Genomic DNA, 26,858 nt, shown 5'->3' with positions numbered 1-26,858 from the left:
AGGAGAGATCAATGTCGAAAAAAGTACGGTGCGCCATCATTGGGCCGGGCAACATCGGAACCGACCTTCTGGCCAAAATCCGCAGGAGCCCTCTCCTTGAAGCGGTCTGGATGGTCGGTATCGATCCGGAAAGTGATGGTCTGAAACGCGCGAAAGAATTGGGACTGAAAACCACCGCAGAAGGCGTAGATGGTCTTGTGCCGCACATGAAAGAAGACGGCATTCAGATCGTGTTCGATGCCACGAGCGCATATGTACATCCCGAAAATTCCCGTAAGGTCAATGCAGAAGGGGCGATGATGATCGATTTGACCCCTGCTGCGATCGGACCCTACTGCGTGCCACCGGTTAACCTCAAGGAACACATCGGCAAGCGTGAAATGAATGTCAATATGGTGACTTGCGGCGGCCAAGCAACGATTCCGATGGTCTACGCCGTGAGTCGCGTTCAGCCGGTACGCTACGCCGAGATCATTGCTACGGTTTCCAGCCGTTCTGCTGGCCCAGGCACCCGTAAGAATATCGATGAATTCACGCGAACAACCGCTTCTGCTGTCGCGAAAGTGGGTGGAGCCCAGCAAGGGAAGGCGATCATCATCATCAACCCGGCCGAACCTCCGATCATCATGCGGGACACCGTTCATTGCCTGGTGGAAGGAAAACCCAAAGCAGCGGAAATCGAAGAGTCGGTCCATGCAATGATCGCCGAAGTTCAGAAATACGTACCGGGATATCGATTGGTCAACGGTCCGGTTTTCGATGGGGATCGCGTATCTATTTATCTGGAAGTCGAAGGGCTGGGCGACTATCTTCCCAAATACGCGGGCAATCTCGACATCATGACCGCCGCAGCCGCTCGGACCGCCGAAATGTTTGCCGAAGAGATCTTGGCTGGCACTTTGAAGCTGGACTCGGTTGTTGCCGCCACCGCCTGAAACCCAATGGAAAAAAGGAGTCCGAACATGACGAGCACACTCAAAGGTCGTCGCGTCACCTTGCACGAAATGTGTCTTCGTGACGGGATGCACCCCAAACGCCATCAAATTACGCTGGAACAGATGACCACCATCGCCCAAGCGCTTGACGAAGCCGGGATGCCGCTCATCGAAATCAGCCATGGAGACGGGTTGGGAGGTGCTTCGGTCAACTACGGTTTTCCGCGGCACAGCGACGAAGAGTATTTGCGGGCCGTCGTTCCCTTGATGAAACAGGCAAAAATCTCTGCGCTCCTCCTTCCCGGTATCGGCACAGTAGACCATCTCAAAATGGCGCATGAGGTCGGGGTCCATACCATCCGCGTCGCCACCCATTGCACTGAAAGCGATGTGGGCGAACAGCATATCAAATTGGCGCGCAACTTGGATATGGATACCGTTGGTTTTCTGATGATGGCCCACATGGCCTCGCCTGAGCGCTTGGTCAAAGAGGCGAAGCAGATGGAGAGCTATGGTGCCAACTGTATCTATATCACCGACTCTGCTGGCTATATGCTGCCCGAAGACGTCAAAGCCCGTGTCGGCGCCGTTCGCGACGCGCTCAAACCCGAAACCGAAGTCGGTTTCCACGGCCACCATAACCTGGCGATGGGGGTAGCGAACAGTATCGCTGCGCTTGAAGCAGGTGCAAACCGTATCGATGCAGCCTGCGCCGGGTTAGGTGCCGGTGCTGGCAACACCCCGATGGAGGTGCTGGTTGCGGTGCTCAACCGCATGGGCGTAGAAACCGGTGTCGACCTTTGGAAGATACAAGACGTTGCTGAAGACCTGGTTGTCCCGATGATGGATTTCCCGATCCGCATCGACCGGGACGCGCTGACGCTCGGTTACGCTGGGGTCTATGGCAGCTTTCTTCTTTTTGCCAAGCGAGCCGAGCAACGGTATGGCGTTCCAGCACGTGAAATTTTGGTCGAGCTGGGACGCCGTGGAATGGTCGGTGGTCAAGAAGACATGATTGAAGACACGGCGCTAACACTGGCCAAACAGCGCGGGCTCATCAAGGACAAAATCGCCTGATCCAAAAACCAGGAGGCTCAAATGAACGACATGCTCACCCTCTATTATTCACCAGGCGCCTGTTCGCTTTCACCGCACATCGCGTTACGCGAAGCGGAATTGCCGTTTGTTTTGGTCCGCGTCGATCTGGCCAAAAAACAGACAGAAACCGGCGAGGATTTCCGTAAGGTGAACCCCACCGGTTATGTTCCCTGCCTGCAGTTCGCCGATGGCCGGACTTTGACCGAGGGGCCAGCCATCGTGCAATACATCGCCGACCAGGCCCCGGAAAAAGGTTTGGCTCCCGCGAACGGCACCTGGGAACGCTACCTGTTACAACAGTGGCTCAATTTCATCTCGACCGAAATCCATAAAAGCTACAGTCCTCTGTTCAAACCGAACACATCACAAGACCACAAAAATTTTGCCCGCGATCTCCTTACGACGCGGTTGGAATATGTGGCCCATGAGCTAGCGAACCGCCCCTACCTTTTGGGCGAACGCTTCTCGGTTGCGGATATCTACCTCTTTGTGACGTTGAGTTGGGCACAGTATGTCGCGATCGATCTCACGCAGTGGCCGACCCTCACCCAATTTCTAACGCGCGTAGGAAGCCGCCCTGCAGTCCAAGCCGCGTTGCGGACCGAAGGGCTCGTCAAATCGTGAACCGCAGAGACATCAAAGGAATCCATTATGGTAAGCGAAGAGATTATCGAACGTTTCGCGCAGCACTTGGATACGTGTGCGCAAGAAGCACGCGATACGCCGAAAATTACGGATGACTGTCCCGAACTTGATTGGGACGATGCCTACCGTATTCAGGAGCGTTTGCGTGCGCGCCAACTGGCGCGCGGTGCGCGGCTGATTGGCTACAAAGCGGGACTGACCTCATACGCCAAAATGCGGCAAATGGGCGTAGAAACTCCCGTATTTGGTTACCTGCTCGACACCTTCTCCGTGCCCGCTAGTGGCACGTGCAAAACGAATGAGCTAATCCACCCGAAGGTAGAGCCCGAAATCGTGTTCGTTCTCAAAGCAGATCTGCAAGGACCAGGATGCCACATCGGAACAGTTTTGGCCGCAACCGATTTCGTGCTACCGGGCATCGAAGTGATCGATAGTCGCTATCGCGACTTCAAGTTCGATCTCAAAAGCGTGATTGCCGACAACACTTCGGCTGCCCGCTTTGTCGTTGGCGGAAAACCCCTATCGGTCCGTGGTGTTGACCTGCGCACGCTCGGGATCGTACTGGAAAAGAACGGAACGCCCGTGGCATTCGGTGCTGGCGCGGCGGTCCTCGGTCACCCCGCCGCTGCCGTCGCTGCACTGGCCAACCACTTGGGTCAGCGTGGGGAAAAACTGCCCGCCGGTAGCCTGATCCTTTCCGGAGGCATCACCGAAGCAGTGACCGTAATCAAAGGGGATCATGTCACGTTACACGTACAGGAAATGGGATCCGTTTCCCTGCATTTTGTTTGATTCTTTTCAACCAAAGGAGGTAGTTCTCATGAGAAAGGCAAGCAAACTCGCATTCGCAGTTTCATGCATGACGATGGCAATGAGCGGCATTGCTCATGCAGGCGGGCACTATGTACCTGGGGTGGAAGGGATCCAAGCTGCCTCGGTTCCCCCCCCTGGGAAGTACTACCTAGGGTATTTGGTGAATTACAACATCGACAAAATTGATGGCGCACCAGGGCAAAACGATGGCACCGTGACGGCATTGGCCAATCGTTTTGTCTGGATCACCAACCAGAAATTCCTGGGTGCCGACTACGGCTTGGAAGCCATCGTGCCGCTCCAATCCACTTCATTCACCTTCAATGGTATCGGCTACAGCGGTTCGTCACGAGGTTTGGGCGACGTCTTTCTGGGGCCCGTTGTCCTCGGTTGGCATGGAAGCAACTGGGACTCGGTTTTTGCTCTAGGCCTATGGTTCGACAACGGTGACTTCTCTGCTACTAACCCTTCCTCAGTGGGCAAAGGATACAAGTCGACGATGTGGACTTTGGGCGGTACCGTCTACCCGGATTCCGCCAAAACATGGTCCATCTCGGCTTTGGCTCGTTATGAGCAAAACGGTAAACAAGACCAAACAGGGATTACGCCGGGTGATGGACTTTCCATCGAGTGGGGTATTGGAAAACAGATCGGGGGGGGGAAACAACTGGGTTTGGTTGGTTATTATCAGAAACAGACGACGAAAGACAGTGGCCCGGGTGCTCTCCCCGTCAAGCCATCGAAGAGCGCAATCGGCGTTCAGTTTGATTACCCCCTCATGGAGCATGGCGTAATTCTCAAATTTGCCGGCTACCATGAAGTCAGCAGCAATAGCGATGCCAAGGGCAATCTTTTTAGAGTGACGCTCATCAAGGTCTTTTGATTCTATTGCTAATAGAACGGCACTATCCGATCGGGATAGTGCCGTTTTTCTCACCACGAACCCGATGTAAGAGGAAAAGTATGCCCATCGCACAAATCTATATCATGGAAGGGCGAGACAACGAAAAAAAAGAGCGGTTGATCGCAGAGGTCAGTGACGCGATCCACCGCGCACTCGACGCCCCAATGGAATCGATTCGCGTGATTTTGATCGAGATGCCGAAAGAGCACTTTGGGATTGCTGGAGAGAGCGCCGCAAAACGGGGACGGTGAGTTTCACCCCTGCTCCCACGGCAACCCATCGAAACGCCATCCATTGACGCTGCTGCGGTGGTGGTGCTCGTCCAGGTCGCCCTCGAACCCATGCACCACGTTGATCACATGGGTGAAGCCCGCAGCCAAAAGGGCTTCACCCGCAGTCACGGAACGGTTGCCGCTGCGGCAGATCACCACCACCGGGCGGTGGAGTCCATCGCCCGCCAATTTCCGCACCTGATCTTCGAAATGAGGGTTGCGCGCCCATTGGGGCGCCTCGACCAATGCCACATGCACCGCCCCCACGGGGTGACCGACGAACCAATATTCGATCTCGGAGCGGCAGTCGATGAAGAGCGCCTCAGGGTGTTCCTGCAGGAACGCATAAGCCTCTTTGGGGGTAAGATGTTGCAGTTCGCGTTTCATGGTCTCCCTTTCTAATCGCATGATTTTCGACAGACTCGCGCAGATGCGTCGCGATTACGACCGCGACAGCCTCGACGAAGACAAGATCGCTGCAGACCCCTTCGTGCAATTCCACCGCTGGCTCGACGACGCCGTGCGCTGCCACGTTCCCGAACCCAACGCGATGACGCTTGCCACCGTCGGCGCCTCAGGGCGCCCGGCTACGCGCCCCGTTCTCCTCAAAGCGGCGGATGCGCGTGGGCTCGTCTGGTACACCAATTATCATAGCCGAAAAGGGCGCGAACTCTCGGAAAACCCCTTTGCCGCACTACAGTTCCACTGGGTCGAGTTGGAGCGCGTGGTCCGGATCGAAGGGCGAGTGGAAAAGGTGAGTGCCGCGGAGTCGGACGCCTATTTCGCCGAACGGCCGCTCGCGAACCGCATCGGCGCGTGGGCAAGCCCGCAAAGCGAACCGATCCCCAGCCGCGCCTTCCTGCTCGAACGCGCAGCCCATTTTGCGGCACAATATGGGGTGCATCCGCCCCGCCCGCCGCATTGGGGCGGATACCGCCTGATCCCCGATTACTGGGAGTTTTGGCAAGGTCGCCCCAGCCGCCTGCACGACCGCATCAGCTACCGCTGGCAACCGGACGGGACGTGGCAGCGGCAACGCTTGGCGCCGTGACACAAAAGGAGGATCACGATGGTGCAATCGGTTGAAACGCGCGAAACCCCGCTCGACCCGCTGATCCTCGATTTCGCGCGCCCAGGGCGAACGCTCTTCTGGATGGGGTTCGTGCTGGTGCAAGCGGCGATTCTCGTCGCCGTGTTCTGGGTGCCGCTCGAAACCGCGTTTCGCTACAACCCCCTCTTCAATGGCGTGATCGTCGCGGTGCTTGCGGTCGGCATTCTGGTCGCGATGTTTCAAGTTGCGCGCCTGAACCGGGAAATCCGCTGGCTCCAGGCCTTTTCGCGCAACGAGAGCGCTCCGCCGCCGCGACTGTTGGCGCCGTTGGCACGGCAACTCACCCCGCTCGACCACCGTTCGATGCAACTGACGCCAACCGCAGCGCGCGCGATCCTCGACGGCGTACAGATCCGCCTCGACGAGCAACGCGACCTCACCCGTTACCTGACCGGTCTTTTGGTCTTTCTGGGTCTTCTGGGCACCTTCTGGGGGCTGATCGGCACCATCCGCGCGGTGGCCGAAATCGTTGCCGGGCTCGAATTGGGTGGCGACCCGTTGCAGGTTTTCCTGGCCCTCAAATCGCGGATCGAAGAGCCGCTCGGGGCGATGGGTACCGCCTTTTCCACGTCGCTTTTCGGTCTTGCCGGCTCGCTCCTCTTGGGCCTCTTGGACCTGCAAGCCGGCCACGCCGCCAACCGCTTCACCAACCAACTGGAAGAGTGGCTGGCCGGGTGGGTTCGCCTCAAACACTTCGGTTGGAGCGAAGAGGAATCGACGCCCGCCTATCTGGCAGCGCTCCTCGATCAAACCGCGGAAAGCCTCGACAAATTACGCCGCCTGATGCAAGAACAGCAGGGGGTTGAACGCGACAGCGCCGCGCAACTCGTGGAACTCAACGCCCAAGTGGGGCGGCTGGTGACGCTGCTTTCCCGTGAGTCGCGCGAAATCGAAGCCGTCAACGAACTCCACGGCGAACTGCGGGCGCTCGTGCGGCAACTGGCGCAACTGCCGACGCAACAGCGGTTGCAGCTCGACGAACTGCGCGACGAACTGCGTCTCCTGGCCAAAGGGTTGAGCGCGCACAGTAACCTGCGCGCCCCGCGGTGAGGGCATTCGGATGGCCCGCTTACGACCCAGACGCCCGTTCGACTTCTGGCCCGGCTTCGTTGACGCGGCCACTTCGCTCATCATCGCGCTCACCTTCGTGCTCCTGATCTTCACCTTCGGCCAATTCGCGCTGTCGTTCGCGATCGGTGAGCGCGACGATGTCATCGACAAGCTTCAGCAACAGCTCCAAGCGTTGGCGCTGAAGTTGGGACTTGCCGAAGAGAAAGGAGAGAAGCTCGAAGCCACCGTCGCGCAACTCAAAGCGACGCTCGCCACCACTGAGCGCGAACGCGACGCCGCGCAACAACGGATATTGGAGCTCGAAGGGCGTATGACCGCGCTACAGGGGGAGATCGACGCCAACACCGTGATTCGCAAAGAACTCGAAGGGAAAATCGCGCAATTAGAAACCGAGCGCGATGTGCTCGCTGCCGAAAAAACCCAACTTCAAGCCGCGGTGCGCGAAAAGGACGACGCGCTTGCCGCGGCGCGCCGGCAACTCGAATCGGCCCGGGAAGAGATCGCGCAACGTACCGCGCGGGTGAGCGAACTCGAGCGCCTCCTAGCCGAACTCAACCGTCAGCTCGACGCGCTCAATTCGGCGCTTGCCGCAGCGGAAGCGAAAGCAACGGAAAAAGAGCGCAAACTCGCCGAACTGGAAAAAACGATCAATCTGGCGCTCGTCGTGCGGATCCGTGAGTTGGAGCGCTACCGTTCCGAACTCTTCGCGCAACTCAAAGCAGCACTCGAGAACAACCCCAACGTGCGCATCGAGGGCGAGCGCTTCTTACTGGCCGACGACATCCTCTTCCCCAGCGGCTCGGCGGAACTCACCCCCGAAGGGCGAAAACGGATCGAACAGGTGGCGCAAGTGGTCAAGGCGCTCGCGCCAAAAATCCCGCGCACGCTCCCTTGGGTGTTGCAGATCGAAGGGCACACCGACCGCCGCCCGATCAACACCCCGCAATACCCCTCCAACTGGGAGCTCTCCACCGCACGCGCGATGGCGGTGGTGCGGGTTCTGCGCGACGCCGGTATCCCGCCCGAGCACCTGGCCGCGACCGGCTACGGCGAATACCACCCGATCGACCCGCGCGACACGCCGCAAGCCTACGCGCGCAACCGCCGGATCGAACTGCGCTTGACGACGCGGTAACCGCTGCTTTCCTTTGGACCGTTGCTCTCCTCAGGATCGCCGCCGTATCCGTCGGCTTGCGCCACCGCCCGGCTTACCACTGCGCCGCAGGTCGTAGTCCTGCTGCCGCCAAATCGCTCCAAACCGCGTCGCTCTTGAGATAGGCATATTCCCAGGCCCGCGCTGCAACCAGCTGCTCGACCTGCGCAAGCGCCGCGTCGGGAATCCCGGGATGGAGAAAAAGGAGCGGCCGCGGCCCCGCGTGGCGCAAAAATGCCTGAAATTTGACCCGAAATGGCGGTTCCGCGGCAAAATCGTGCGCACCGGCAAAACCGTCGTTGCGCGCAATGCCGTGGTGGTCGAGAAGCGTGCGCCACCGCCGCCCCAAGCGCGACAAAAAGGCCGCTTTCCCCACCCCCACCCCACGCGCGCGGATCGCAGCGATCGGTTCCACCGTGTCGCGTGCCCAAAAGGTGGTGGGGGAATAGCGCTCGAGCAAGAGTTCCAGCAACACCTCCCGCACCCCCGGTAACAGATGGACGTGTTGATGACCATCGACGAACGCGGGCGGCGCGCCCCACCGATCCTCGAACGCATCGAGTTGCGCGGTAAGTTCATCCCGAACCGCGGCAAGCGGCAGCGTACGCGTCCAGGCACGGGCAAGAAGCGCCTTGAGGGGCGGCAACCGACCGAAACGGACCAACCGTCCGTGCGTAAATGCCGGCTGCTGTTCGGTGAGGGTCACGTGCCAACCCACCGCGGCTCGGCCCGCTGCCACCGTACGCAGCACCAATGCGCCAGTAGGCCAAAAGGGCTGACCCGGCATCACGCTCGTCGCGGTAATCGTTCCCTGGGCAATCAGTTCTATAATCGCATCGTTCACGCCTGGGGCCAGCCCGAAATCGTCGGCACAGAGCACGATCGGACGACCGGAAGCGCGCGTTTCCCCGTTGCGAACTTTTTCCTTTTTTTGGGTCATAGGCTGGGCAAACCCCTCTTTGTTCGTGTGCTGAGTCTACCGTAAGATGACACCGCTTCTCTCTGCCATCGTCCCTGTTTACAACGAAGCAGACGGCCTACCGCTTCTCTATGAACGCCTGAGCGCCGCGCTCGACGCAGCTGTCGCTCTACTTGAAAACGCAGCGTCACAGGAACCCGAACCGGATCGCTGGGAGATCCTTTTGGTCGACGACGGGAGTCGCGACGCCAGTTGGCAGGGAATCGTCGGTCTCACCGCGCGCGATCGCCGCGTCAAAGGGATCCGTTTTGCACGCAATTTCGGCAAAGAGGCGGCGATGGCCGCCGGACTGCATGCCGCGCGCGGTCAGGCGGTCGTGATCCTCGACGCCGACCTGCAACACCCCCCGGAATTGATCCCGCAGATGGTCGCACTGTGGCAACAAGGAGCTCAGGTCGTCACCGCGGTACGCACCGACCGGGAGACCGACCCGCTGTGGCGCCGCTCGCTCACACGACTCTTCTACCGCCTCTATCAAGCGATCTCCGAGGTCGCGCTCACCCCCGGCGGCGGCGATTTCCGGCTGCTCGACCGTCGGGTGGTCGCAGCCCTTAACGCGCTTCCGGAGCGCAAACGTTTCCTCAAAGGGTTGGCGAACTGGGTTGGTTTCACCCACCAGACGCTCCCGTTTCGACCTGCAGCGCGCCACGCAGGCCGTTCCGCGTGGTCGCTGCGCAAACTGTGGCGGTACGCGATCGACGGCCTCGTCTCTTTCACCACGCTGCCGCTGCACATCTGGTCGAGCATCGGCGCGTTTGTTGCCCTACTCTCGGGAAGCTACGGGCTCTACCTCATCGTTCGTACCCTCGTCTTCGGGCGCGACGTTCCGGGATACGCCTCGATCATGGTGGCGATCCTCTTTCTCTCCGGGGTGCAACTGATCAGCCTCGGTGTCCTGGGTGAGTATCTGGGACGCGTCTTCGAAGAAGTGAAACGGCGCCCGCTCTATCTGGTGGGCGAAGTCGCGAATCTCCCCGACCCGGGCGTCGCACCCAGCGCCGGCTTTGCGGCGCAGCCGGAACAACCTGAACCCAGATGATGGGCGCGCTGAGTAACGCCTTGGGGCGCGGGGGAGCGCGCTTACAGCTCGACCACTTCTCACCCATTCGGATCGCGCGCGTTGTGCTCTGGGTGGTGGCGCTCGCCTTCGTCGTCGAAGGCTACAACCGCCATACCCCCAGCAACGACGAATGGGTACAGCACACCTACGGCGAGCTCCTCTGGGATTTCTGGCTTTCGGGCACCACCGACAAGACCTTCCTCTCGTTCAGCAATCTCTATCTCTACGGCGGGCTCTTCGACCTCATCGCTGCGGCGGGAACACGCGCGTTCGGCTGGGAATGGTGGCCGTGGCGCCACCTCCTCACCGCAACCTTTGGCCTCCTGGCGCTCTGGGGCACGGCGCGGCTGGCTCGGCTCGTTGCCGGCAAAACGGGCGAAGTGATCGCCCTTGCGCTTACCCTGCTAACCGGACCGTTCTGGGGCGCGATCTTCACCCACACCAAGGATATTCCGTTTGCTGCGGCGATGGTCTGGGCGCTCTACTACACCGTACGTCTGGCGGACCACCCGGAGCGACTGGCGCTCCGCCACGTGCTCCTCTGGGGGTTCGCCACGGGGATCGCCCTCGGCATCCGCGTCGGCGCCGTGCTCATCCCCTTCTTTCTCGCTGCCGGGCTCGTGATCAACACCCTCTGGCCACGCCCCTGCGCCGAAACCCCGCCAGCCGATGGGTTTTTCAGCGACAACCCGCCGTGGGGCACGAGGCTGCGAACACTCGCACACCGGATCCCTGACTGGCTCGGGTCGCTGCTCCCCGGGTGTGCGGTTGCGCTGGCGATTACCGCGTTTGCCTGGCCGTGGAGCGTCATGGGCTGGGACCACCTCTGGCTGGCGCTCACCAAATTCTCCCATTTCGCGTTCGATATCTATACCTGGGAAGACGGGGAGCGCCTACTCAATAGCCAAGTCAGCCGCTTTTACCTGCTTCGCTACTTGCTGGTCCGTCTGCCTGAAGGCGTATTGCTTGGCTTGCTTCTTTGGTTTTTTGGCGTTTACGGTTGCAAAAACCTAAGCCGATTCGCAGTAAAACGGCGAGCGCGCATGCGGGTCGTGGTCTTTGCGGCGTGTTTCGTACTCGCCTATGTTATCGCCACACGTCCGCCGCTCTACAACGGTATCCGCCATTTCCTCTTCCTCGTTCCTTGGCTGCTGGTCCTTTCGGCCGCCGGGTGGGCTGCGCTAAGCGAAGCGCTTGGCAAGGCCCACGGTTCTCGCCGCGTTCTAATGGCTGGCGTAGCGCTTGTGGGGTGCGCGAACCTCTTCTGGGTCGCCTGGGTGAATGCCACCCTCCACCCTTACGAACACGTCTATTACAACACCCTTGCTGGCGGCCTCGAAAAGGCTGAAATTGCATGGGAAACCGACTACTGGAGTGACGCCACGCGCGCCTTGATCCCAGCGATCGAAGCTTGGCTGGCCCAGCAACCTCCCGGTACGGTCGCCAACCTCGCCTATTGCGGCGAAGGGTTTCAGATCGAACCGTGGTTACCGCCAAACGTGGTGATCGTCGATGATTGGGACGACGCTGACCTCTTTCTCTCCACCACCCACGACAACTGCCACTATGTGCTCGACGGCAAAACGATCGCGACGGTCGACCGCCGCGGCGTAACCCTGGCGGTCCTCAAAGCGGTGCGTCAAGACCGCCCCTTCACCACGCCAATCCCATAAGCGATGCTTCGGGTGACACGAACGGTTTCGATGATGCACAGCTTACCCCCGAACCTGAAACGCATCACCCACTTCGCCTTCGCCAGTCTGTTTGGCACCGCGGCTCACTACGCGGTATTGATCACGCTGGTCGAATGGGCGCACCGCACGCCGACCGAGGGCACCGCTGTCGGGTTTGTCGTTGGCGCGCTCGTCAATTACCTGTTGGCGCGGCGTTGGGCCTTTCCCGAAACCCAGAGCCGCCACCGCGAAGCGCTGATTAAGTTTCTGCTGGTTGCCGCAAGCGGGTGGGGCCTCAACACCGGGTTGATCTTTCTCGCGACGGCGGTTGCCCACTTTCCCTACCTCGCCGCACAGGTTGCAGTGACCGCAACCCTCTTCTTCTGGCACTACGCGGCCAACCGCCTCTGGACTTTTCGTCGCTGACGGTCTCCATTTGCCCCTTTTCCACCTGCTTCAGACCTGCCCCATCTGCCGTGCGATCGCTTGGAGCCGCGCGATCCGCTCCTCGGTCGAGGGGTGGGTCGCAAAGAGCCGCATCACGCCACCGCCACGCAACGGGTTCGCGATCATCATCTGCGCCGTTTCCGGGTGCATCTCCGCCGTGGGTAGCGGAATGCCCTGTACGTACGCTTCGATCTTCGCCAAGGCCGACGCCAACGCCAACGGATCGCCGCTGATCGCCGCACCACCGGCGTCGGCGCCAAATTCCCGGGTACGCGAAATCGCCATCTGGATGATCATCGCTGCAATCGGCGCCAGCAGCACGACCAAGAGCAGCAGGATCGGGTTCGTCGGCTGGCCGTTTTCGTCACGGCCGCCAAAGAACATCCCGAAGTTCGCGAGCGCCGAGATCGCACCGGCCACGGTGGCACTCATCGTCGAGATGAGGATGTCGCGGTTCTTGATGTGCGCCAGCTCGTGCGCGAGCACCCCGCGCAGCTCCCGTTCGTTCAGCAGTTCGAGAATACCGGTCGTGACCGCAACGGCCGCGTGCTCAGGGTTGCGCCCGGTGGCAAACGCGTTGGGTTGCGCTTCCGGGATGATATAGACCTTCGGCATCGGAATCCCGGCGCGCTGCGCCAATTCCCGCACCATGCGGAAGAGGTAGGGAGAGGTGAGCTCGTCCACCTCCTGCGCGTGGTACATCGAAAGGACCATTTTGTCGGAAAACCAGTAGGCCCAGAGGTTGGTGAGCCCGCCGAAAAGAAGCGCAATGAGCATCCCTTGCTGCCCGCCGATCACCGCGCCCACCACGCCGAAGAGCGCGACGATCGCCGCCATCAACAATCCGGTCTTCAACCAGTTACCGAACATCGTCATCCTCCTCATCACCCATTCCGAGCTTTTCGCCCGCTTCGACCGCCGCACCGCGCAAAAATTCCGTTGCGGGCAGCCGTTTGCCGCCCGCACGCTGCAGCTCGGTAAGCCACAAGCTCCCTTCGCCGCACGCGACCCGAACCCCACGCGCCGGATCGACCGCCACCACCGTTCCAGGGGAAACCTCCGCCGCGTCAGGCGCCACCACTGCGCGCCACACCTTGAGCGGCTGTCCCCGCCAGCGCGTCTGCGTCCCCGGGTAGGGATCGAATGCGCGGATTTTGCGTTCGAGAAGCGGGGCAGGTTGTTGCCAATCGAGTTGCCGTTCGGCGGGATCGATTTTGTGGGCGTAGGTCACGCCTACATCGGGCTGCGGCTCTGCCGCGGCCAGACGCTGCGGCAAATCGGGTAAGACGTCGAGGATCGCCTGTGCCGCAAGTACGGCCAGTTTGTCGTGCAACGACCCGCCGGTCTCATCTGGTGCGATCGCCAGTTCGTACCGTGCGATCATCGGGCCGGTATCGAGCCCCTCGTCCATCTGCATCACCGTGATGCCGGTCACGGCGTCGCCTGCTTCGATCGCACGCTGGATCGGCGCCGCCCCACGCCAACGCGGCAGCAACGACGCGTGCAAATTCACTGCGCCATACCGCGGCCATTCCAGTACTGCCCGCGGCAGAATCAACCCGTAGGCTGCCACCACCAAGACGTCGGGGGGCGGTTCGGCAACGAGCGCCCCCCACGCTTGCGGCGTTTTGAGGGTCACGGGCTGCCAAACCGGCACCCCCGCTTCCTGCGCGATCCGTTTCACCGGACTCGCCGTCGGCTTCATCCCCCGTCCGGCAGGTCGGTCGGGCTGGGTAAGCACGAGCGGTACCGCATACCCGGCTGCGACGATCGCGTGCAACGCGCGCGCCGCGAATTCGGGCGTCCCGGCAAATGCCACCCGCTCGATTCGGGCACCGGAATCCCGCGTCATGCCGTGATCCGAGCGCGCTTGGCGAGCTTCGCTTTGATCCGCGACTGCTTGAGCGGAGAGAGGTAATCGACGAACACTTTGCCGTCGAGGTGGTCGATCTCGTGCTGGATGCAGACCGCGAGCAGCCCTTCGGCGTCGAATTCGACCGTCTCGCCGTCGAGCGTGAGCGCCCGCACGGTGACCCGCTCGGCACGCTTCACTTTGTCGTAGATACCCGGGACCGAAAGGCACCCCTCTTCGCTGACCACTTCGCCGTCTTTCGCAACGATCTCCGGGTTGATGAAAGTCTGCAGCTGATCGCGCGTTTCGCTGACATCGACGACGATCACCCGTTTGAGGACATTGACCTGAGTTGCCGCAAGGCCGATGCCGTTCGCTTCGTACATCGTTTCGGCCATATCGGCTGCCAGTTGCCGGATCTCCGGCGTAACATGCTCCACCGCTTCCGCTTTGCGGTGCAAGCGGGGATCGGGGTAATGGAGGATCGGTAGCAGAGCCATCGTTGGGTCTTCCTATTGCCTCAAGAAAAAATTGTTTTAGAATGAGCGCGATGAAACGGGCGCAAAGGACAGGAATGGTTGGCATTATAAAGCGTTACGCGCAGTTGGTCACCGCATTGGCGCTGGTAGCGCCACCCGCGTTCGTGCGCGCGCAGACGGGGGAGGCAGGCGCGCGCCCCGTAGCCGCCCCTACAGCCGCGCCCGCAGTCCAACAGCATCATGAGCGCCCTGCCACACCGCCCCTCACACTGCGCGCCGACGCGCCGGAGCTCTATACCGTCCAGCGTGGCGACACGCTGTGGGGAATCGCCCGCCGCTACCTCGACGATCCTTGGCAATGGCCGACACTCTGGGGCATGAATCGGGAAGCGATCGCCAATCCCCATCTCATCTATCCGGGCCAAAAATTGTTGCTCGACCGCAGGCAATTGCGCCTGCACATCGCGCAGCCGCTGCTTTATGAAAAGCGTTTCCCGTCGCTTCGTCACGCGCCGCTCGAAGCCGCGATCCCGACGCTTCCGCTCGCTGCGGTCAATCCCTTCCTCACTCGTCCCTTGGTCGTGACACAACGCGAACTCGAAAAGGCCGGGCGCGTAATCGGTTTCGAAGAGGGACGGACGCTCGCGGGACTCTTCGACCGGGCGTTCGCCGTCGGGGTTCCCGATGGGGCGCGCCGCGTGCAACTCTTTCGCCCCGCTGAGCCGATCACCCGGCGCGACGGCAAGACCCTGCTCGGCTTCGAGGCGCGCTATTTGGGTGAAGCCGAAGTCGCGTTCGGTGACGATCCCCGCCAAGGTGCCGTGCTCACGCTCACCAAAACGGTCGCAGAGATTCGTGCGGGGGACCGCGTGCTCGTTCCCGAACCCGAGCCGCTGACCAATTTCGTCCCGCACGCGCCGGACCCCGACCTCGACGCCGAAGTGGTCCGTTTTTGGCGTGAGGCGCCGGAAAGCGGCGCGTACGAGGTCGTCTTGCTCGATGCCGGTGAAAACGAAGGGCTCGAACGCGGCCATGTCGTTGCGCTCTGGCGTGACCGGGGTGCGATTACCGACCCCGAAACGAAGCAACCGGTGCCGTTACCCCCTAAACGGTACGGCGTTGCGATGGTCTTTCGCACCTTCCCGCACTTAGCCTACGCGCTGGTGCTCGAAACCACCGATTCCGTCCGTTTGGGAGACCGCGCGCGCGCGCCATGACGTCGCTCGAAGAAGCCCGTGCCTGGCTCACCCTCACGCTCAACCCCAAGCTCACCGCGGCAAACCTGCGACTGCTGCTGGCGCGCTACGGGTTACCGGAAGAGGTGCTCGCGCAGCCGCGTTCGCGGGTAGCCGCCGAACTGGGCGAAGCGATTGCGGCAGCGCTTGCAACGCCGCCCGCGGAAGCGCTCCTTGACGCGGCGCTCGCGTGGCTGGCGCAACCCAACCACCATTTGCTCACCCTCACCTCGCCCGGGTACCCGAAAACGCTCCTCGATCTGGCTGACCCGCCGCTCGTCCTCTTTGTTGTCGGCAACCCGGCGTTGCTGAACGGCGACGCGCTCGCGATCGTCGGCGCCCGGCGGGCCACCGCAGCGGGCAAAGCCACCGCGCGCGCGTTCGCCGAAGCGCTCGCGCAAGCGGGCGTCACCGTGGTGAGTGGCCTCGCGCAGGGGATCGACGCCGCGGCGCACGAAGGGGCGATTGCCCGCACCGTCGCGGTGATCGGCACCGGTGCCGATCGCGTCTATCCCGCCGCGCATCGCCAACTGGCGCAGCGCATCGCGCAACACGGCGCGATCGTCAGCGAATTTCCACTCGGCACCCCGGCGCTGCCGCACCACTTCCCCCGGCGCAACCGGTTGATCGCGGCACTCGCCCGCGGGACGCTCGTCGTCGAAGCCGCGGTCAATAGCGGCTCGCTCATCACCGCGCGGCTTGCGGCGGAACTGGGGCGCGACGTCTTCGCGATTCCCGGCTCGATCCACAACCCTTTGGCGAAAGGGTGTCACCGCCTGATCCGGGACGGGGCGAAACTGGTCGAGTGTGTCGAAGATATCCTTGAAGAGTGGCGATGGCAAACCCCGCCGCTGCCCTTTACCGCCCATCCTTCCGACACAGCGGCTGGCAACGGCGAAGCAGTCGGGGTCGGTGCGTCTGCTCGGCAGCGCACCCAGCAACCGGAATCAACACACCGGGACGACCCCCTCTGGCAGGCGCTGGGTTTCGACCCGGTGCCGTTCGACGCGCTCGTCGCGCGAACGGGGCTTTCCAGCAGCGAAGTAAGCGCCCGGCTCCTGGAATGGGAGCTCGAAGGGCGGGTTGCGAAACTCCCGGGTGACTGCTACCAACGCCTCTCCTAAACCCAACGCGAACGAACCCATCATCAGGAAACCCATTCATCATGAACGACACCACACCCCCACACGGCAAATGGCTCATCATCGCGGAGAAACCCTCGGTGGCCCAGGACATCGCGCGGGCGCTCGGTGGGTTCCAGCGGCAAAAGGATTACTATGAGTCGGACCTTTACGTGCTCTCCTCAGCCGTTGGCCACCTCCTCGAACTCAAGGCACCGGAAGGGGTCGAACCGAAGCGGGGCAAATGGTCGTTCGCCCACCTTCCGGTTCTGCCCGACCACTTCGACCTGCAACCGATCAAAAAGAGCGAAGACCGGCTGAAACTGCTCCTGCGCCTGGCGAAGCGCAAAGACGTGGTGGGCTTGATCAACGCGTGCGACGCCGGGCGGGAAGGGGAGTTGATCTTTCACTACATCGTCACCTACGGCAAAATCAAAAAGCCGGTGAAACGGCTGTGGCTCCAGTCGATGACGCCGCAAGCGATTCGCGCCGCCTTTGCCGAACTGCGCGACCACGAAGCGCTCACCGGTTTGCGGGAAGCCGCGATTTCGCGTGCCGAGAGCGACTGGTTGATCGGGATCAACGGCACGCGTGCGCTTACGGCGTTCAACTCGAAATCGGGTGGCTTCCAACTCACGCCGGTGGGACGGGTACAGACCCCGACGCTTGCGATGGTGGTCGAACGAGAAAAGGCGATCCGCGCATTCACCCCGCGCCCCTACTGGGAGGTTGAAGCCGAATTCGCGATCGCCTCCGGCACCTACCGCGGCCGCTGGTTCCGCGAATCGTTCCAAAAGGGGGACGACCCGGACGCAACGCCCTACCGGCTGTGGCGCGAGGAGGAAGCGCAGGCGATCGTCGATCGCTGTCGCGGTCAAACCGCTACGGTAGAGGAGCGCAGCAAACCCAGCCAGCAGTCGGCGCCGCTCTTGTTCGACCTCACCAGCCTACAACGCGAAGCGAACAGCCGCTTCGGTTTTTCTGCGCGGCAGACGCTGGCGCTTGCGCAAGCGCTCTACGAACGGCACAAGGTGCTGACCTACCCCCGTACCGACGCGAAAGCGCTTCCCGAAGACATGATCGCGACGGTGCGGGAGACACTCGCCCATCTGCCGGACACCTATCAACCCTTCGCCGACAAGATCCTCGCAAACGGCTGGGTGCGGCCCAACAAACGGATCTTCGACAACAGCAAAGTCTCCGACCACTTCGCGATCATCCCCACCGGCGAGCGCCCCAAACACCTCAACGACGCCGAAGCGAAACTCTTCGACCTGGTGGTGCGCCGCTTCCTTGCGATCTTCTACCCTGCCGCGGAGTACCGCATCACCACCCGCATCAGCCGCGTCGGGGAAGACGCGTTCAAAACCGAAGGCAAAGTTCTGGTGCAGCCCGGCTGGCTCGAAGTCTATGGCAAACAGGGCGAAACGGACGACGAAACCGCAACGGGGACGCTTCCGCCGTTGCTGCCTGGTGAAACTGCGAAGGTTGCGGCGATCGAAGCCAAAGCCCTCACCACGAAACCGCCCGCCCGTTTCACCGAAGCCACCCTCCTTTCCGCGATGGAGAGCGCCGGTAAGCTCGTGGAAGATGAAGCACTGCGCGCTGCGATGGCCGAACGTGGCCTGGGAACGCCTGCGACCCGCGCCCAGATCATCGAAGGGCTGATCCAGGACCACTACCTGATCCGCGACGGACGCGAGCTCATTCCCACTCCGAAGGCCTTTTCTCTGATGACGCTCCTCAAAGGGCTCGGGATCGAACTCTTACGTTCACCGGAATTGACCGGAGAGTGGGAGCACCGCCTGGCCCTCATGGAAAAGCGCGAAATCCCGCGCGACGCCTTCATGGCGTCGATCCGCGAAATGGCCGCCGAGATCGTCGAACGCGCCAGACGGTACGACGCGGAAACGATTCCGGGTGACTACGCCACCCTGAACGCGCCATGCCCGAAGTGCGGGGGCGTCGTCAAAGAGAACTACAAGAAGTTCCAGTGCGAAACGTGCGGCTGGGGTTTCTTCAAGCAGATCGCGGGGCGGGAATTGAGCGCGGACGAAGCCGAAACCCTGATCCGCAACGGACGGGTGGGTCCGCTCGACGGGTTCCGCAGCAAGCAAGGGCGGCCGTTTACCGCAGAACTCAAACTCGACGAAAACCACGAACCGAAATTCACGTTCGCAAACGAAGAGGAACCACTCGACCCCGAAGCGCAGCGCGAAGCGCTCGCAAACGCCGAGGTGATCGGTCCCTGTCCGAAGTGTGGCGATGCCGTCGTCGTCTGGCAAAACGGCTACCGTTGTCGTAATAACCTCACGCCGCAGCCTACGTGTGACTTTCGCCTTGCGGCGACGATCCTGCAGCAACCGATCGCCCCGGAAATCGCCGCCGAACTGCTGCGGGAAAAGACCACCCGCGTACTCGAAGGGTTCGTTTCGGCGCGGACCCGTCGCCGCTTCAAAGCGCAATTGACGCTCGATCCGACGGGTAAGGTGGGATTTCGCTTTCCGGAGTCAAAAACACCACGCCGCAAGGCCGTAGAGGAGCGCGCTCCAGAGTAGCATACTCGAAACCCCCAGCCCCACGAGCCAATTCGACCAGCGCTGTTTGCGCCGACGGCGGTGCAGGTAGAGCGAAACCGCCTCGGCGATGGAAAAGAGCGACAACAACACCGCCGTGAGGGTCGCGACGATGAAAAACGCCGCTTTCGGGCCGGTGAGGTATGGGACGCAGCGCCCACTGTTGTGGGTGAGTGCCACCAGTTGATCCCAGTCGAAGACGAACCACCAGAGCCCGAACAGAAAGAAAAGCAACCCCACCACGGCAAGCGCTACAGCCGCCCCCTGCGGCGTCGCGGTGGCGGCCGCCCAACCGCGCACCTCGACCCACCAGCTGAGTAACGCCTGCGTCACTGCGAGCCACCAGCCGCGCGGACGCGTCGTCGGCATCTCGGAGCGCGCTCTGCTTACGTTACCAGACGTTACCAGACCAGACAACGAACAGACGCTCACGCCAAGAGGCTGCGCAACATCCACGCCGTCTTTTCGTGGATCTGCAACCGTTGGGTGAGGAGATCGAGCGTCGGCTCGTCGTTGGCGCGTTCCACGGTTGGCACGATCTCGCGCGCCGTCTTACACACCGCCTCGTGCCCGGCAACCAAAATCCGGACCATCTCCTCCGCTTTCGGCACACCGTGGACTTCGGAAAGGCGAGTCAATTTCAGGTACTCCGACATGCTCCCCGGCGCCGGATGACCGAGCGCGCGGATCCGCTCCGCGATCTCGTCGAGTGCGTTCCACAACTCCGTATATTGCTCCATGAACATCGTGTGCAGCGTCTGGAACATCGGGCCGGTGACGTTCCAGTGGAAATTGTGCGTCGTCAAGTAGAGCACGAAGGTATCGGCCAAAAGTTTGGAGAGCCCTTGCGCGATCGCTTGCCGATCTTCCTGCGCGATGCCGATGTCGATTTTCGGTTCCATGGTCTGCTCCTTTCCGATCCGTTGTCGTGGTCAACACTATAGCAGCATCGCTCCCACATTGCGAGCACGAAAAACCTATCGCGACGATAGGGAACCACAGGGAGTTGGCGCGCCGCGTGTCGAATCGACGCGCTTTCGCTCGAAATCACGGTCACTGACGCACGGTGTCAAGAAACTTCGGCGTTACTCTGAGTTTTTTTCGACGGACGCGGACATACCGAGCGCAAGCCGTCGATGTGCTCGTATAAGTCTGGGCGGATCGTAGCCCACATCGGGTCCAGGATGAAATCGATACCTTCTCGGCGTGCAAGCTTCGCTGCTGGCACAAAATCGGCATCGCCCGAGATCAAAACGATCTGGTTGACTTGCCGCTTGTAAGCCAAGGAAGCGATATCCAGACCCAAGCGCATATCGACACCCTTCTGGCGCAAGTCCAGTCGAAAATCGTCGTCGGTCAGATCTTCCCAACGGCGTTTGCCGTTGATGAGTTCTTTCAACACCTCTGCCTTGAGTTGCCACCGCACTTGGTTGGTAGGGATTTCACCCAGGCGCAGCGCGACTTTTCGCAGACCACGAAGCGTCTCATGAAACGCGTGCCGCCACTGTGCCGTCGGAGACTGCGCCAAATCCAGCGACCGCTTTCTGAGGGGCGTATGCCCCTTCCAGGCAACAGGAGGGGCATCGTACACAAAAATACGGTACAAACGGGCCGTACGCTGGCCGTGCGAGTCATTGAGATGATCAAGTGCCAGCTTGTGAAGCTTTTCGGCAGCGTCGCGGGGCGTTGTTGGACCGAACAGGCGATGCGCACGCTTGAGAAAAAATTCAGCATCCACCATCACCGCAGTGACGATAGGAGAGACGTGGCGCAAAAGGTCGACAGGGCGAAGTTCGAAAAGAGAACTGCCCCTGGGTTCGGCGATCCCTGAATCCGTGAGGGAAGGCTTACTGCCAGGGGCGGATTTCTCTGTCATCATAGTCCAAGACTCCTTCTCTGTCAATTATTTTTTCAAATTTTCGTCTCACACTAGCGCACGGACTGCGTCGTCTCCCAGCACTCTCCCTGACTGGTGAGATAACCGTCCGCCAACGTCCCTGTCCGATGCACACCCGGTAACCCTGCTTCCCAAATCGCTTCGCGCAGCAGATCGACCGCGCGGTGGCGGGGGTAGGTGACCCGCCACGCCAGCACCACCCGGCGGTAGGGTTCGGGCGGTGCGAACGGCCGCACGGCAAGCAGCGGCGACAAGCGGCTGGCGTCGTCGGCCGCGGAGGCGGGCAATACCGTGATCCCCAAGCCACTGGCGACCATCAGACGGATCGTCTCCAAGGAACTGCCGGCAAACGGCTCTTCAAGCGGGGATCGACGGACACACTGCGGGCAGATCTCCAACACCTGATCGCGAAAGCAGTTGCCCGGCCCCAAGAGCAACACCGACGCTTCGGCCAACCACGACGCCGGAATCGCTTCATGCACCAACCACGGATGGTCTGCAGGCAACAGCACGCGGAACGGTTCGTCATAGAGCGGTTGCGTGACGATTCCGGGTTCTTCGAACGGCAGCGACAACACCGCGACATCCAACGTCCCGCGCTTCAACGACTCCGCCAACTGGGCCGTGTACCCTTCCTCCAGAATCAGCGGCATCTGTGGCGCTTTTTCCCGCATTTTGGGAACCAGACGGGGAAAGAGGTAGGGACCGATCGTATAGATCGCGCCCACCCGCAACGGCCCCATGAACGGATCGCGATGCGCTTGCGCGATCTCCTCCAGGCGCTGCACCTCGAAGAGCACCTTTTCGGCCTGCGCCACGACGTCGCGCCCCACTTCGGTGAGCTTCACATCGGCAGCGGTGCGCTCGAAGAGCAACGCGCCCAGCCGTTTTTCCAACTTCTTGATCGCCAACGACAACGTGGGCTGGCTCACACCACACTGCTCCGCCGCGCGTCCGAAATGGCGCGCATGCGCCAGCGCCACCAAGTAGCGCAATTCGTTCAACGTGATGCCGGTCATCGTTTCGCGCTCCTGGAACTCTCCGTACCGAGTAGGATTCTAACCTGCTGGTATGATCACACCACGTTTGTCTGCAAAGGAACGCAATATGGATGGAATCCTGGCCCGTTATCCCCGCACGAACCTTTCCCGGCGCGCGGCAGCGCTGTGCCTCACCGCGGCCGCATCGCTGCTACCCTTGTTCGCGCACGCCCACCCCCACGCCTCCGCGGCGCTCACCCCAGCCTTTTTCGGCAGTGAAACGCGAGAAGCTTCACTTCCCGATTTTGCCGACCTTGCCGAAGCGGTCAAACCCACCGTCGTCAACATTTCGGTAAAAACCACCGTCGAGCGGACCGGTTTTCCCGGCGCGATGCCGTTCCCGTTCGAAGAGGGTGACCCCTTCTACGAATTTTTCCGCCGCTTCGGGATTCCGATGCCGATCATTCCCAACCCGCACGGCCCGGGGGGCGCCCCCGAAGTGCGGCGTGGCGTGGGTTCAGGCTTCATCATCAGCAGCGACGGCTATATTCTGACCAACGCCCACGTCGTCTCCGATGAAGAGGGGGGTAAGACGGAACTCACCGTGCGCCTTGCCGACGGCCGTGAATTCCCCGCGAAGGTAGTGGGAGTCGACAAACGGACCGACGTCGCAGTGGTCAAAATCGACGCGCAGAATCTCCCCACGGTCCGTTTCGGGGATCCCCAAAAAGCGCGGGTGGGCGAATGGGTGATCGCCGTGGGCGCGCCGTTTGGGCTCGACCAAACGGTCACCGCCGGAATCATCTCAGCGAAATCGCGCCGCTTGCCCGACGAGACCTACGTACCATTTCTCCAAACCGACGTCGCGATCAACCCGGGGAACTCCGGTGGGCCGCTCTTCAACCTCAAGGGCGAGGTGATCGGCATCAACAGCATGATCTACTCGCGCTCCGGCGGCTATATGGGGATTTCGTTCGCAATCCCCATCGACGTTGCGCTCAAGGTCAAAGACCAACTCATCCAGTACGGTCGAGTGCAGCGCGGCAAACTCGGCGTGGTGATCCAGGGTATGGACGAGGCGCTGGCGCAGAGTTTCGGTCTTGAAAAACCTTTCGGCGCACTGGTGACGCAAGTCGAGCCGGGGAGCCCCGCTGCCCGCGCCGGCATCGAGGTGGGTGACATCATCGTCGCGGTCGATGGTAACGAGGTGAAGGACTCGGGTGACTTGCCGCGGATGATCGGCGAGCGCCGACCTGGGGAGAAAGTGACGATTGGGCTCCTCCGTCAAGGCAAACGGCTGGAAAAAATGGTGACGCTCGCGGAACTCGACGACCCCGATGCGGCACCCACCGCCAAAGGGACCGACAACGACACCCCGTTCGGCCTCACCGTGCGCCCGCTCACCCCGCAAGAAGCGAAAAACCGCGGCGTAGAAGGCGGCGTGATCGTCACTGCGGTGAGCGGCGCCGCTGCGCAAGCGGGAATTCAGCCTGGTGACGTCATTTTGGCCGTCAATCAGAAGCGGGTCCAAACGCCAGCCGAGCTCAAAGCGGCGCTCGCCAAAGCGGGCAAACGGGTGGCGTTGCTGATCGACCGTGACGGCATGCGTCTTTTCATCGCGGTAACCCGATAACAAGAGCACCCCCTGCCCATTCACGCCTCAAGGCAGGGGCCCGTTCCGACTGCCTGAATCCGATACGGCCTGAGATACCCCCTGAGCCCACCGGTGGTGGGCCTTTTTGTGGGCCAAAAGGGCTCAAGTTTTTCCGTTGGCAGCCGATAGATTCACTATAATGAGTGCAAACGGCTCTCTGGGAAAGCGCGATGAAACGCAAGATCACACCGACCCAAACCGAAGTCACTTTTTCGCCCGATGAGCAGATCATCAGCAAGACCGACCCGAAAGGGCGTATCACCTATATCAACCGCGTTTTCATGAAGGTTTCTGGTTTCACCGAAGAAGACGCACTGGGCGTACAACACAATCTGGTGCGCCACCCCGATATGCCCAGAGGCGCGTTCAAACACCTCTGGGACACGATCGCGCAGGGCCACGAGTGGTTTGGGTTCGTCAAAAACATCACCAAGGAGGGACACTTTTACTGGGTCTTCGCGAACGTCACGCCCGACATCGAAGCGGGCCGCATCCTCGGTTACTTTTCGGTACGCCGCCAGGCACCGCGCGCCGCGATCGCGGTGATCGAACCCCTCTACGCCGAGATGCGCCGCATCGAACAGGAAGCAGGTGCCGCGAAAGCGTGCGACGCGTCGCTTGCATGGCTCACTGCGCACCTTGCGGAAAAGGGCCACACCTATGAGTCGTTTGTCCTCAACCTCTTCCAGTCGCACCCCAATGCGTAAGGAGTCCCAACCATGAGCGAGCTCGATCTCATCGAAAAGCCGACGAGTCACGTCAGCGCCCACATTCCGTTCCTGCTGCAACGGATCAAATTCACCCTGGTTGTCCTCGTGTTGTTCATCTGGGCGATGGCCGGTTACTCACTCGTGATGAACGGTCCACAAATTCCCAATATCGTCGCGCCGCTCGTCACCACCTTTTTGGCGTTTTTTGCCTACCGCTCGATCGTGCAGCCTTTCGTCACCCTTGGCAAGATCGCTACGACGCTGCAGGAGGTGAAAAAAGGGCACTTCAGCCGCCGCATCACCCATACCAAAGGGCTGGGTGAGATCGGGAAAGTGGCGTGGGAACTCAACGAGTTCCTCGATATCGTCGAAGCCTACTTCAAAGAGGTCACCACCTGTTTCCTGCGCGCACAGCGCGACGATTTCACCCGCAAAGCGCTCGTGGCCGGGATGCCGGGAGAATTCGCGGTCTCGATGGCGGCGATCAACGAAGCGCTCGACGCGATGCAACAAGCGGCGGAGTTTTCGCGCAAGAACCGCTTGATGAGCGAACTCCACCACCTCAATACCGGTAACCTCCTCAAAAACTTGGCGGGGAATCAGAGCGACCTGGTAGCGGTCGGCAACGAAATGGACGGCGTCTTGAAACTCGCGCAACAGAACGAAGCGGGTGCGGCACAAAGCCAACAGACGGTACGTGCTATTGCCGCGACGCTCACTGAGATCACCAACCGCATGAGCGAAACCGCACAAACCGCAAAACAGCTCGAAGCCTCGAGCACCCAGATCGACAAAGCGGTGCAGTTGATTGCGGATATCACCGAGCAGACCAACCTTTTGGCGTTGAATGCCGCGATCGAAGCAGCGCGCGCGGGCGAGATGGGGCGCGGCTTTGCGGTGGTTGCGGACGAAGTCCGCAAACTCGCAGAACGCACCCGCAAAGCCACCGAGGAGATCGGGCAGGTGATGGGCGGGTTACGCAGCGAAGTCGACGCGATGGTCACACAAACGCTCGCCCTCTCAGACGCCGCGCAACAGGTTGCGGGCAAAGTCACCGGCTTCGAAGCCCAATTCGACGAGGTGGCAAAAAGCGCGAAAGAGACGATCGCGGCACTCACCAAAGCGAAAGACGTGGCGTTTGCGAGCCTCGTGAAGCTCGACCATGTGATCTATATGCAACGCGGCTACGTCGCGGTGGAGAAGGGCGGCGAAGGGGAAGAGGCGCAAGCGGTTCTGGTCGACCACCACAACTGCCGCTTGGGCAAATGGTACTACGAAGGGCACGGCAAAGCCGCGTTTTCCCATCTGCCCGCGTACCGCGAACTCGAAGGGCCGCACCAACAGGTCCACAGTGGTGTGCGCGCTGCGATCACGCAAGCGAAGCAAGATTGGCTCCACGACGATTCGATCCTGCAGGCGATCGTCGCCGGGATGCACCAAGCCGAAACCGGCAGCCAGCAGGTGATCCGCTTGATCGGGGAGATGATGGCGCAGAAGTACGATGCAACTGCCCAGCCTGAAAAGCGTACTTCGGTAACAGCGCGCCTGCGTGGCCGCAGCGTGGGCACCGCGTGAGCACACGCAGCGCCGCCAAACGGGATGCCTACACGGCAAAAGGGTGGGCACCCCTGTGCAAAGATCGCAAAGACCGTCTATAATCACTTTTTGATTGACCAACCCGATAGGAGACGAACCATGAAACGCATCGCCATGATCACAGCGCTCACACTCTGTGCCGCAGCAGCACACGCCGACGCGCTCAAACCGGAAGACAAAGTGAAATTCCGCCAGGCCAGCTACACCACCATGGCCTGGAACATGGGCAAAATCAAAGCGATGGTCGTTGATGGCACGATGCCGTTCAGCCAGACGCAGGTCTCTGCAGCCGCGAACGTGATCGCCGCGATCGCCAATTCCGGTATGGGCGCGCTCTATTCGCCCGATACGCTGGGCGTTGTCGGCTTCAAGAAGTCGCGCCTCAAGGAGAATTTCTTCCAAGAGCAGGACGAAGTGCGGAAAATCGCGACCAATTTCGTCGAACAAGCGAACAAACTCGCCGAAGTGGCGGCAATGGGTGACAAAGACGAAATCAAAGCGCAGTTTGGTGAAGTCGGCAAAGCCTGCAAAGCCTGCCACGAAAAATTCCGCGAAGAGGAGTAACCCACCGTTTTGGCGCGGCGGTGATCGCCCACG

28 protein-coding genes are annotated in these 26,858 nt (G+C 61.2%); 19 read left to right on the top strand and 9 right to left on the bottom strand.

The genetic code is table 11. The features are described 5' to 3' along the window. The first annotated feature begins 11 nt into the window (after positions 1 to 11). The 6 genes from HPTL_RS00240 (at position 12) to HPTL_RS00215 (ending at position 4,646) form a co-directional block, all read left to right on the top strand. The gene (locus HPTL_RS00240; protein WP_119334173.1) at positions 12 to 935 is read left to right on the top strand and encodes an acetaldehyde dehydrogenase (acetylating); all 924 of its coding nucleotides are present in this window, start codon (positions 12 to 14) and stop codon (positions 933 to 935) included. Positions 936 to 962: 27 nt separating this feature from the next. Continuing rightward, entirely contained in the window at positions 963 to 2,012 is a 1,050-nt protein-coding gene (gene dmpG, locus HPTL_RS00235) for a 4-hydroxy-2-oxovalerate aldolase (RefSeq protein WP_119334172.1), read from the top strand. 21 nt (positions 2,013 to 2,033) lie between these two features. Then, positions 2,034 to 2,657 carry a glutathione transferase GstA gene (gstA, locus tag HPTL_RS00230; RefSeq protein ID WP_231999992.1) on the top strand — a complete coding sequence of 208 codons (624 nt, stop codon included), beginning with the start codon at positions 2,034 to 2,036 and terminating at the stop codon, positions 2,655 to 2,657. A 27-nt stretch (positions 2,658 to 2,684) separates the two neighbouring features. Then, a complete protein-coding gene (gene dmpH, locus HPTL_RS00225; RefSeq protein ID WP_197713708.1) occupies positions 2,685 to 3,470 on the top strand; it encodes a 2-oxo-3-hexenedioate decarboxylase in 786 nt (261 codons plus the stop codon). Positions 3,471 to 3,498: 28 nt separating this feature from the next. Then, entirely contained in the window at positions 3,499 to 4,374 is an 876-nt protein-coding gene (locus tag HPTL_RS00220) for a SphA family protein (RefSeq protein ID WP_119334170.1), read from the top strand. Between the two features lie 80 nt (positions 4,375 to 4,454). Further along, on the top strand, positions 4,455 to 4,646 hold the full coding sequence (locus HPTL_RS00215) for a 2-hydroxymuconate tautomerase (protein ID WP_119334169.1): 192 nt from the start codon (positions 4,455 to 4,457) through the stop codon (positions 4,644 to 4,646). A 3-nt stretch (positions 4,647 to 4,649) separates the two neighbouring features. On the opposite strand, the gene HPTL_RS00210 is transcribed toward HPTL_RS00215, so the two are convergent. Then, on the bottom strand, positions 4,650 to 5,042 hold the full coding sequence (locus HPTL_RS00210) for a rhodanese-like domain-containing protein (RefSeq protein WP_119335995.1): 393 nt from the start codon (positions 5,040 to 5,042) through the stop codon (positions 4,650 to 4,652). A gap of 10 nt (positions 5,043 to 5,052) precedes the next feature. Between HPTL_RS00210 and pdxH the strand changes: the two genes are divergently transcribed. Genes pdxH through HPTL_RS00195 form a run of 3 tightly spaced genes read left to right on the top strand, consistent with a single transcriptional unit; the run spans position 5,053 to position 7,984 of the window. Continuing rightward, positions 5,053 to 5,718: a pyridoxamine 5'-phosphate oxidase gene (pdxH, locus tag HPTL_RS00205; protein WP_197713706.1), complete on the top strand. Its 666-nt coding sequence runs from the start codon at positions 5,053 to 5,055 to the stop codon at positions 5,716 to 5,718. Positions 5,719 to 5,736: 18 nt separating this feature from the next. Further along, positions 5,737 to 6,828, top strand: a complete 1,092-nt coding sequence (locus HPTL_RS00200) for a flagellar motor protein MotA (RefSeq protein ID WP_119334167.1) — start codon at positions 5,737 to 5,739, stop codon at positions 6,826 to 6,828. Between the two features lie 10 nt (positions 6,829 to 6,838). Continuing rightward, complete coding sequence (locus HPTL_RS00195; protein ID WP_119334166.1) at positions 6,839 to 7,984, top strand: peptidoglycan -binding protein; 1,146 nt, start codon at positions 6,839 to 6,841, stop codon at positions 7,982 to 7,984. Positions 7,985 to 8,057: 73 nt separating this feature from the next. Here the strand turns inward: HPTL_RS00195 and HPTL_RS00190 are convergent, their stop codons facing one another. Next, complete coding sequence (locus HPTL_RS00190) at positions 8,058 to 8,942, bottom strand: ChbG/HpnK family deacetylase (RefSeq protein WP_197713705.1); 885 nt, start codon at positions 8,940 to 8,942, stop codon at positions 8,058 to 8,060. A 46-nt stretch (positions 8,943 to 8,988) separates the two neighbouring features. Here HPTL_RS00190 and HPTL_RS00185 point away from each other — a divergent pair, with 46 nt between their 5' ends. The 3 genes from HPTL_RS00185 to HPTL_RS00175 are packed head-to-tail and all read left to right on the top strand — an operon-like array spanning position 8,989 to position 12,140. Further along, the gene (locus HPTL_RS00185; protein ID WP_179949080.1) at positions 8,989 to 10,020 is read left to right on the top strand and encodes a glycosyltransferase family 2 protein; all 1,032 of its coding nucleotides are present in this window, start codon (positions 8,989 to 8,991) and stop codon (positions 10,018 to 10,020) included. Then, on the top strand, positions 10,017 to 11,714 hold the full coding sequence (locus tag HPTL_RS00180; protein ID WP_119334165.1) for a glycosyltransferase family 39 protein: 1,698 nt from the start codon (positions 10,017 to 10,019) through the stop codon (positions 11,712 to 11,714). Before HPTL_RS00185 ends, HPTL_RS00180 begins: the two co-directional genes overlap by 4 nt. Before the next feature lie 12 nt (positions 11,715 to 11,726). Further along, the gene (locus tag HPTL_RS00175) at positions 11,727 to 12,140 is read left to right on the top strand and encodes a GtrA family protein (protein ID WP_197713704.1); all 414 of its coding nucleotides are present in this window, start codon (positions 11,727 to 11,729) and stop codon (positions 12,138 to 12,140) included. A gap of 30 nt (positions 12,141 to 12,170) precedes the next feature. Here the strand turns inward: HPTL_RS00175 and htpX are convergent, their stop codons facing one another. The 3 genes from htpX to def are packed head-to-tail and all read right to left on the bottom strand — an operon-like array spanning position 12,171 to position 14,513. Further along, the gene (htpX, locus tag HPTL_RS00170) at positions 12,171 to 13,031 is read right to left on the bottom strand and encodes a zinc metalloprotease HtpX (RefSeq protein ID WP_119334164.1); all 861 of its coding nucleotides are present in this window, start codon (positions 13,029 to 13,031) and stop codon (positions 12,171 to 12,173) included. After that, positions 13,021 to 14,013: a methionyl-tRNA formyltransferase gene (gene fmt, locus HPTL_RS00165; protein ID WP_119334163.1), complete on the bottom strand. Its 993-nt coding sequence runs from the start codon at positions 14,011 to 14,013 to the stop codon at positions 13,021 to 13,023. Before fmt ends, htpX begins: the two co-directional genes overlap by 11 nt. Then, positions 14,010 to 14,513, bottom strand: a complete 504-nt coding sequence (def, locus tag HPTL_RS00160; protein ID WP_119334162.1) for a peptide deformylase — start codon at positions 14,511 to 14,513, stop codon at positions 14,010 to 14,012. Before def ends, fmt begins: the two co-directional genes overlap by 4 nt. 50 nt (positions 14,514 to 14,563) lie before the next feature. Between def and HPTL_RS00155 the strand changes: the two genes are divergently transcribed. The 3 genes from HPTL_RS00155 to HPTL_RS00145 are packed head-to-tail and all read left to right on the top strand — an operon-like array spanning position 14,564 to position 19,406. Next, positions 14,564 to 15,709, top strand: a complete 1,146-nt coding sequence (locus HPTL_RS00155) for a LysM peptidoglycan-binding domain-containing protein (protein ID WP_170141222.1) — start codon at positions 14,564 to 14,566, stop codon at positions 15,707 to 15,709. After that, positions 15,706 to 16,851, top strand: coding sequence for a DNA-processing protein DprA (gene dprA / locus HPTL_RS00150; protein WP_119334160.1), 1,146 nt, complete (start codon positions 15,706 to 15,708; stop codon positions 16,849 to 16,851). Before HPTL_RS00155 ends, dprA begins: the two co-directional genes overlap by 4 nt. Before the next feature lie 41 nt (positions 16,852 to 16,892). Further along, positions 16,893 to 19,406: a DNA topoisomerase III gene (locus HPTL_RS00145; protein WP_119334159.1), complete on the top strand. Its 2,514-nt coding sequence runs from the start codon at positions 16,893 to 16,895 to the stop codon at positions 19,404 to 19,406. Here HPTL_RS00145 and HPTL_RS00140 read toward each other — a convergent pair. The 4 genes from HPTL_RS00140 to HPTL_RS00125 all read right to left on the bottom strand — a co-directional run bounded on the left by HPTL_RS00140 (position 19,359) and on the right by HPTL_RS00125 (position 22,331). Then, positions 19,359 to 19,793, bottom strand: a complete 435-nt coding sequence (locus HPTL_RS00140; protein WP_119334158.1) for a hypothetical protein — start codon at positions 19,791 to 19,793, stop codon at positions 19,359 to 19,361. The genes HPTL_RS00145 and HPTL_RS00140 overlap by 48 nt on opposite strands. 59 nt (positions 19,794 to 19,852) lie before the next feature. After that, positions 19,853 to 20,326 carry a Dps family protein gene (locus HPTL_RS00135; RefSeq protein WP_119334157.1) on the bottom strand — a complete coding sequence of 158 codons (474 nt, stop codon included), beginning with the start codon at positions 20,324 to 20,326 and terminating at the stop codon, positions 19,853 to 19,855. A gap of 167 nt (positions 20,327 to 20,493) precedes the next feature. Next, entirely contained in the window at positions 20,494 to 21,300 is an 807-nt protein-coding gene (locus HPTL_RS00130; protein ID WP_119335991.1) for an NYN domain-containing protein, read from the bottom strand. A 53-nt stretch (positions 21,301 to 21,353) separates the two neighbouring features. Next, positions 21,354 to 22,331, bottom strand: coding sequence for a hydrogen peroxide-inducible genes activator (locus HPTL_RS00125; protein ID WP_119335990.1), 978 nt, complete (start codon positions 22,329 to 22,331; stop codon positions 21,354 to 21,356). A 97-nt stretch (positions 22,332 to 22,428) separates the two neighbouring features. On the opposite strand from HPTL_RS00125, the gene HPTL_RS00120 reads away from it, so the two are divergent. The 4 genes from HPTL_RS00120 (at position 22,429) to HPTL_RS00105 (ending at position 26,825) form a co-directional block, all read left to right on the top strand. Next, a complete protein-coding gene (locus tag HPTL_RS00120; protein ID WP_119334156.1) occupies positions 22,429 to 23,934 on the top strand; it encodes a DegQ family serine endoprotease in 1,506 nt (501 codons plus the stop codon). A 191-nt stretch (positions 23,935 to 24,125) separates the two neighbouring features. Beyond that, a complete protein-coding gene (locus tag HPTL_RS00115) occupies positions 24,126 to 24,662 on the top strand; it encodes a PAS domain-containing protein (protein WP_119334155.1) in 537 nt (178 codons plus the stop codon). A gap of 12 nt (positions 24,663 to 24,674) precedes the next feature. Then, positions 24,675 to 26,240 (top strand): methyl-accepting chemotaxis protein, encoded by a 1,566-nt coding sequence (locus HPTL_RS11515; RefSeq protein ID WP_119334154.1) that lies wholly within the window; start codon positions 24,675 to 24,677, stop codon positions 26,238 to 26,240. A 120-nt stretch (positions 26,241 to 26,360) separates the two neighbouring features. Continuing rightward, positions 26,361 to 26,825, top strand: coding sequence for a c-type cytochrome (locus tag HPTL_RS00105; protein WP_119334153.1), 465 nt, complete (start codon positions 26,361 to 26,363; stop codon positions 26,823 to 26,825). Positions 26,826 to 26,858 lie beyond the last annotated feature (33 nt).

Source organism: Hydrogenophilus thermoluteolus (assembly GCF_003574215.1).
In the GTDB taxonomy this organism is placed as follows: Bacteria; Pseudomonadota; Gammaproteobacteria; order Burkholderiales; family Rhodocyclaceae; genus Hydrogenophilus; species Hydrogenophilus thermoluteolus.
The sequence above is the reverse complement of the archived record's forward strand: the minus strand, read 5'-3'. Positions and strand labels throughout refer to the sequence as shown.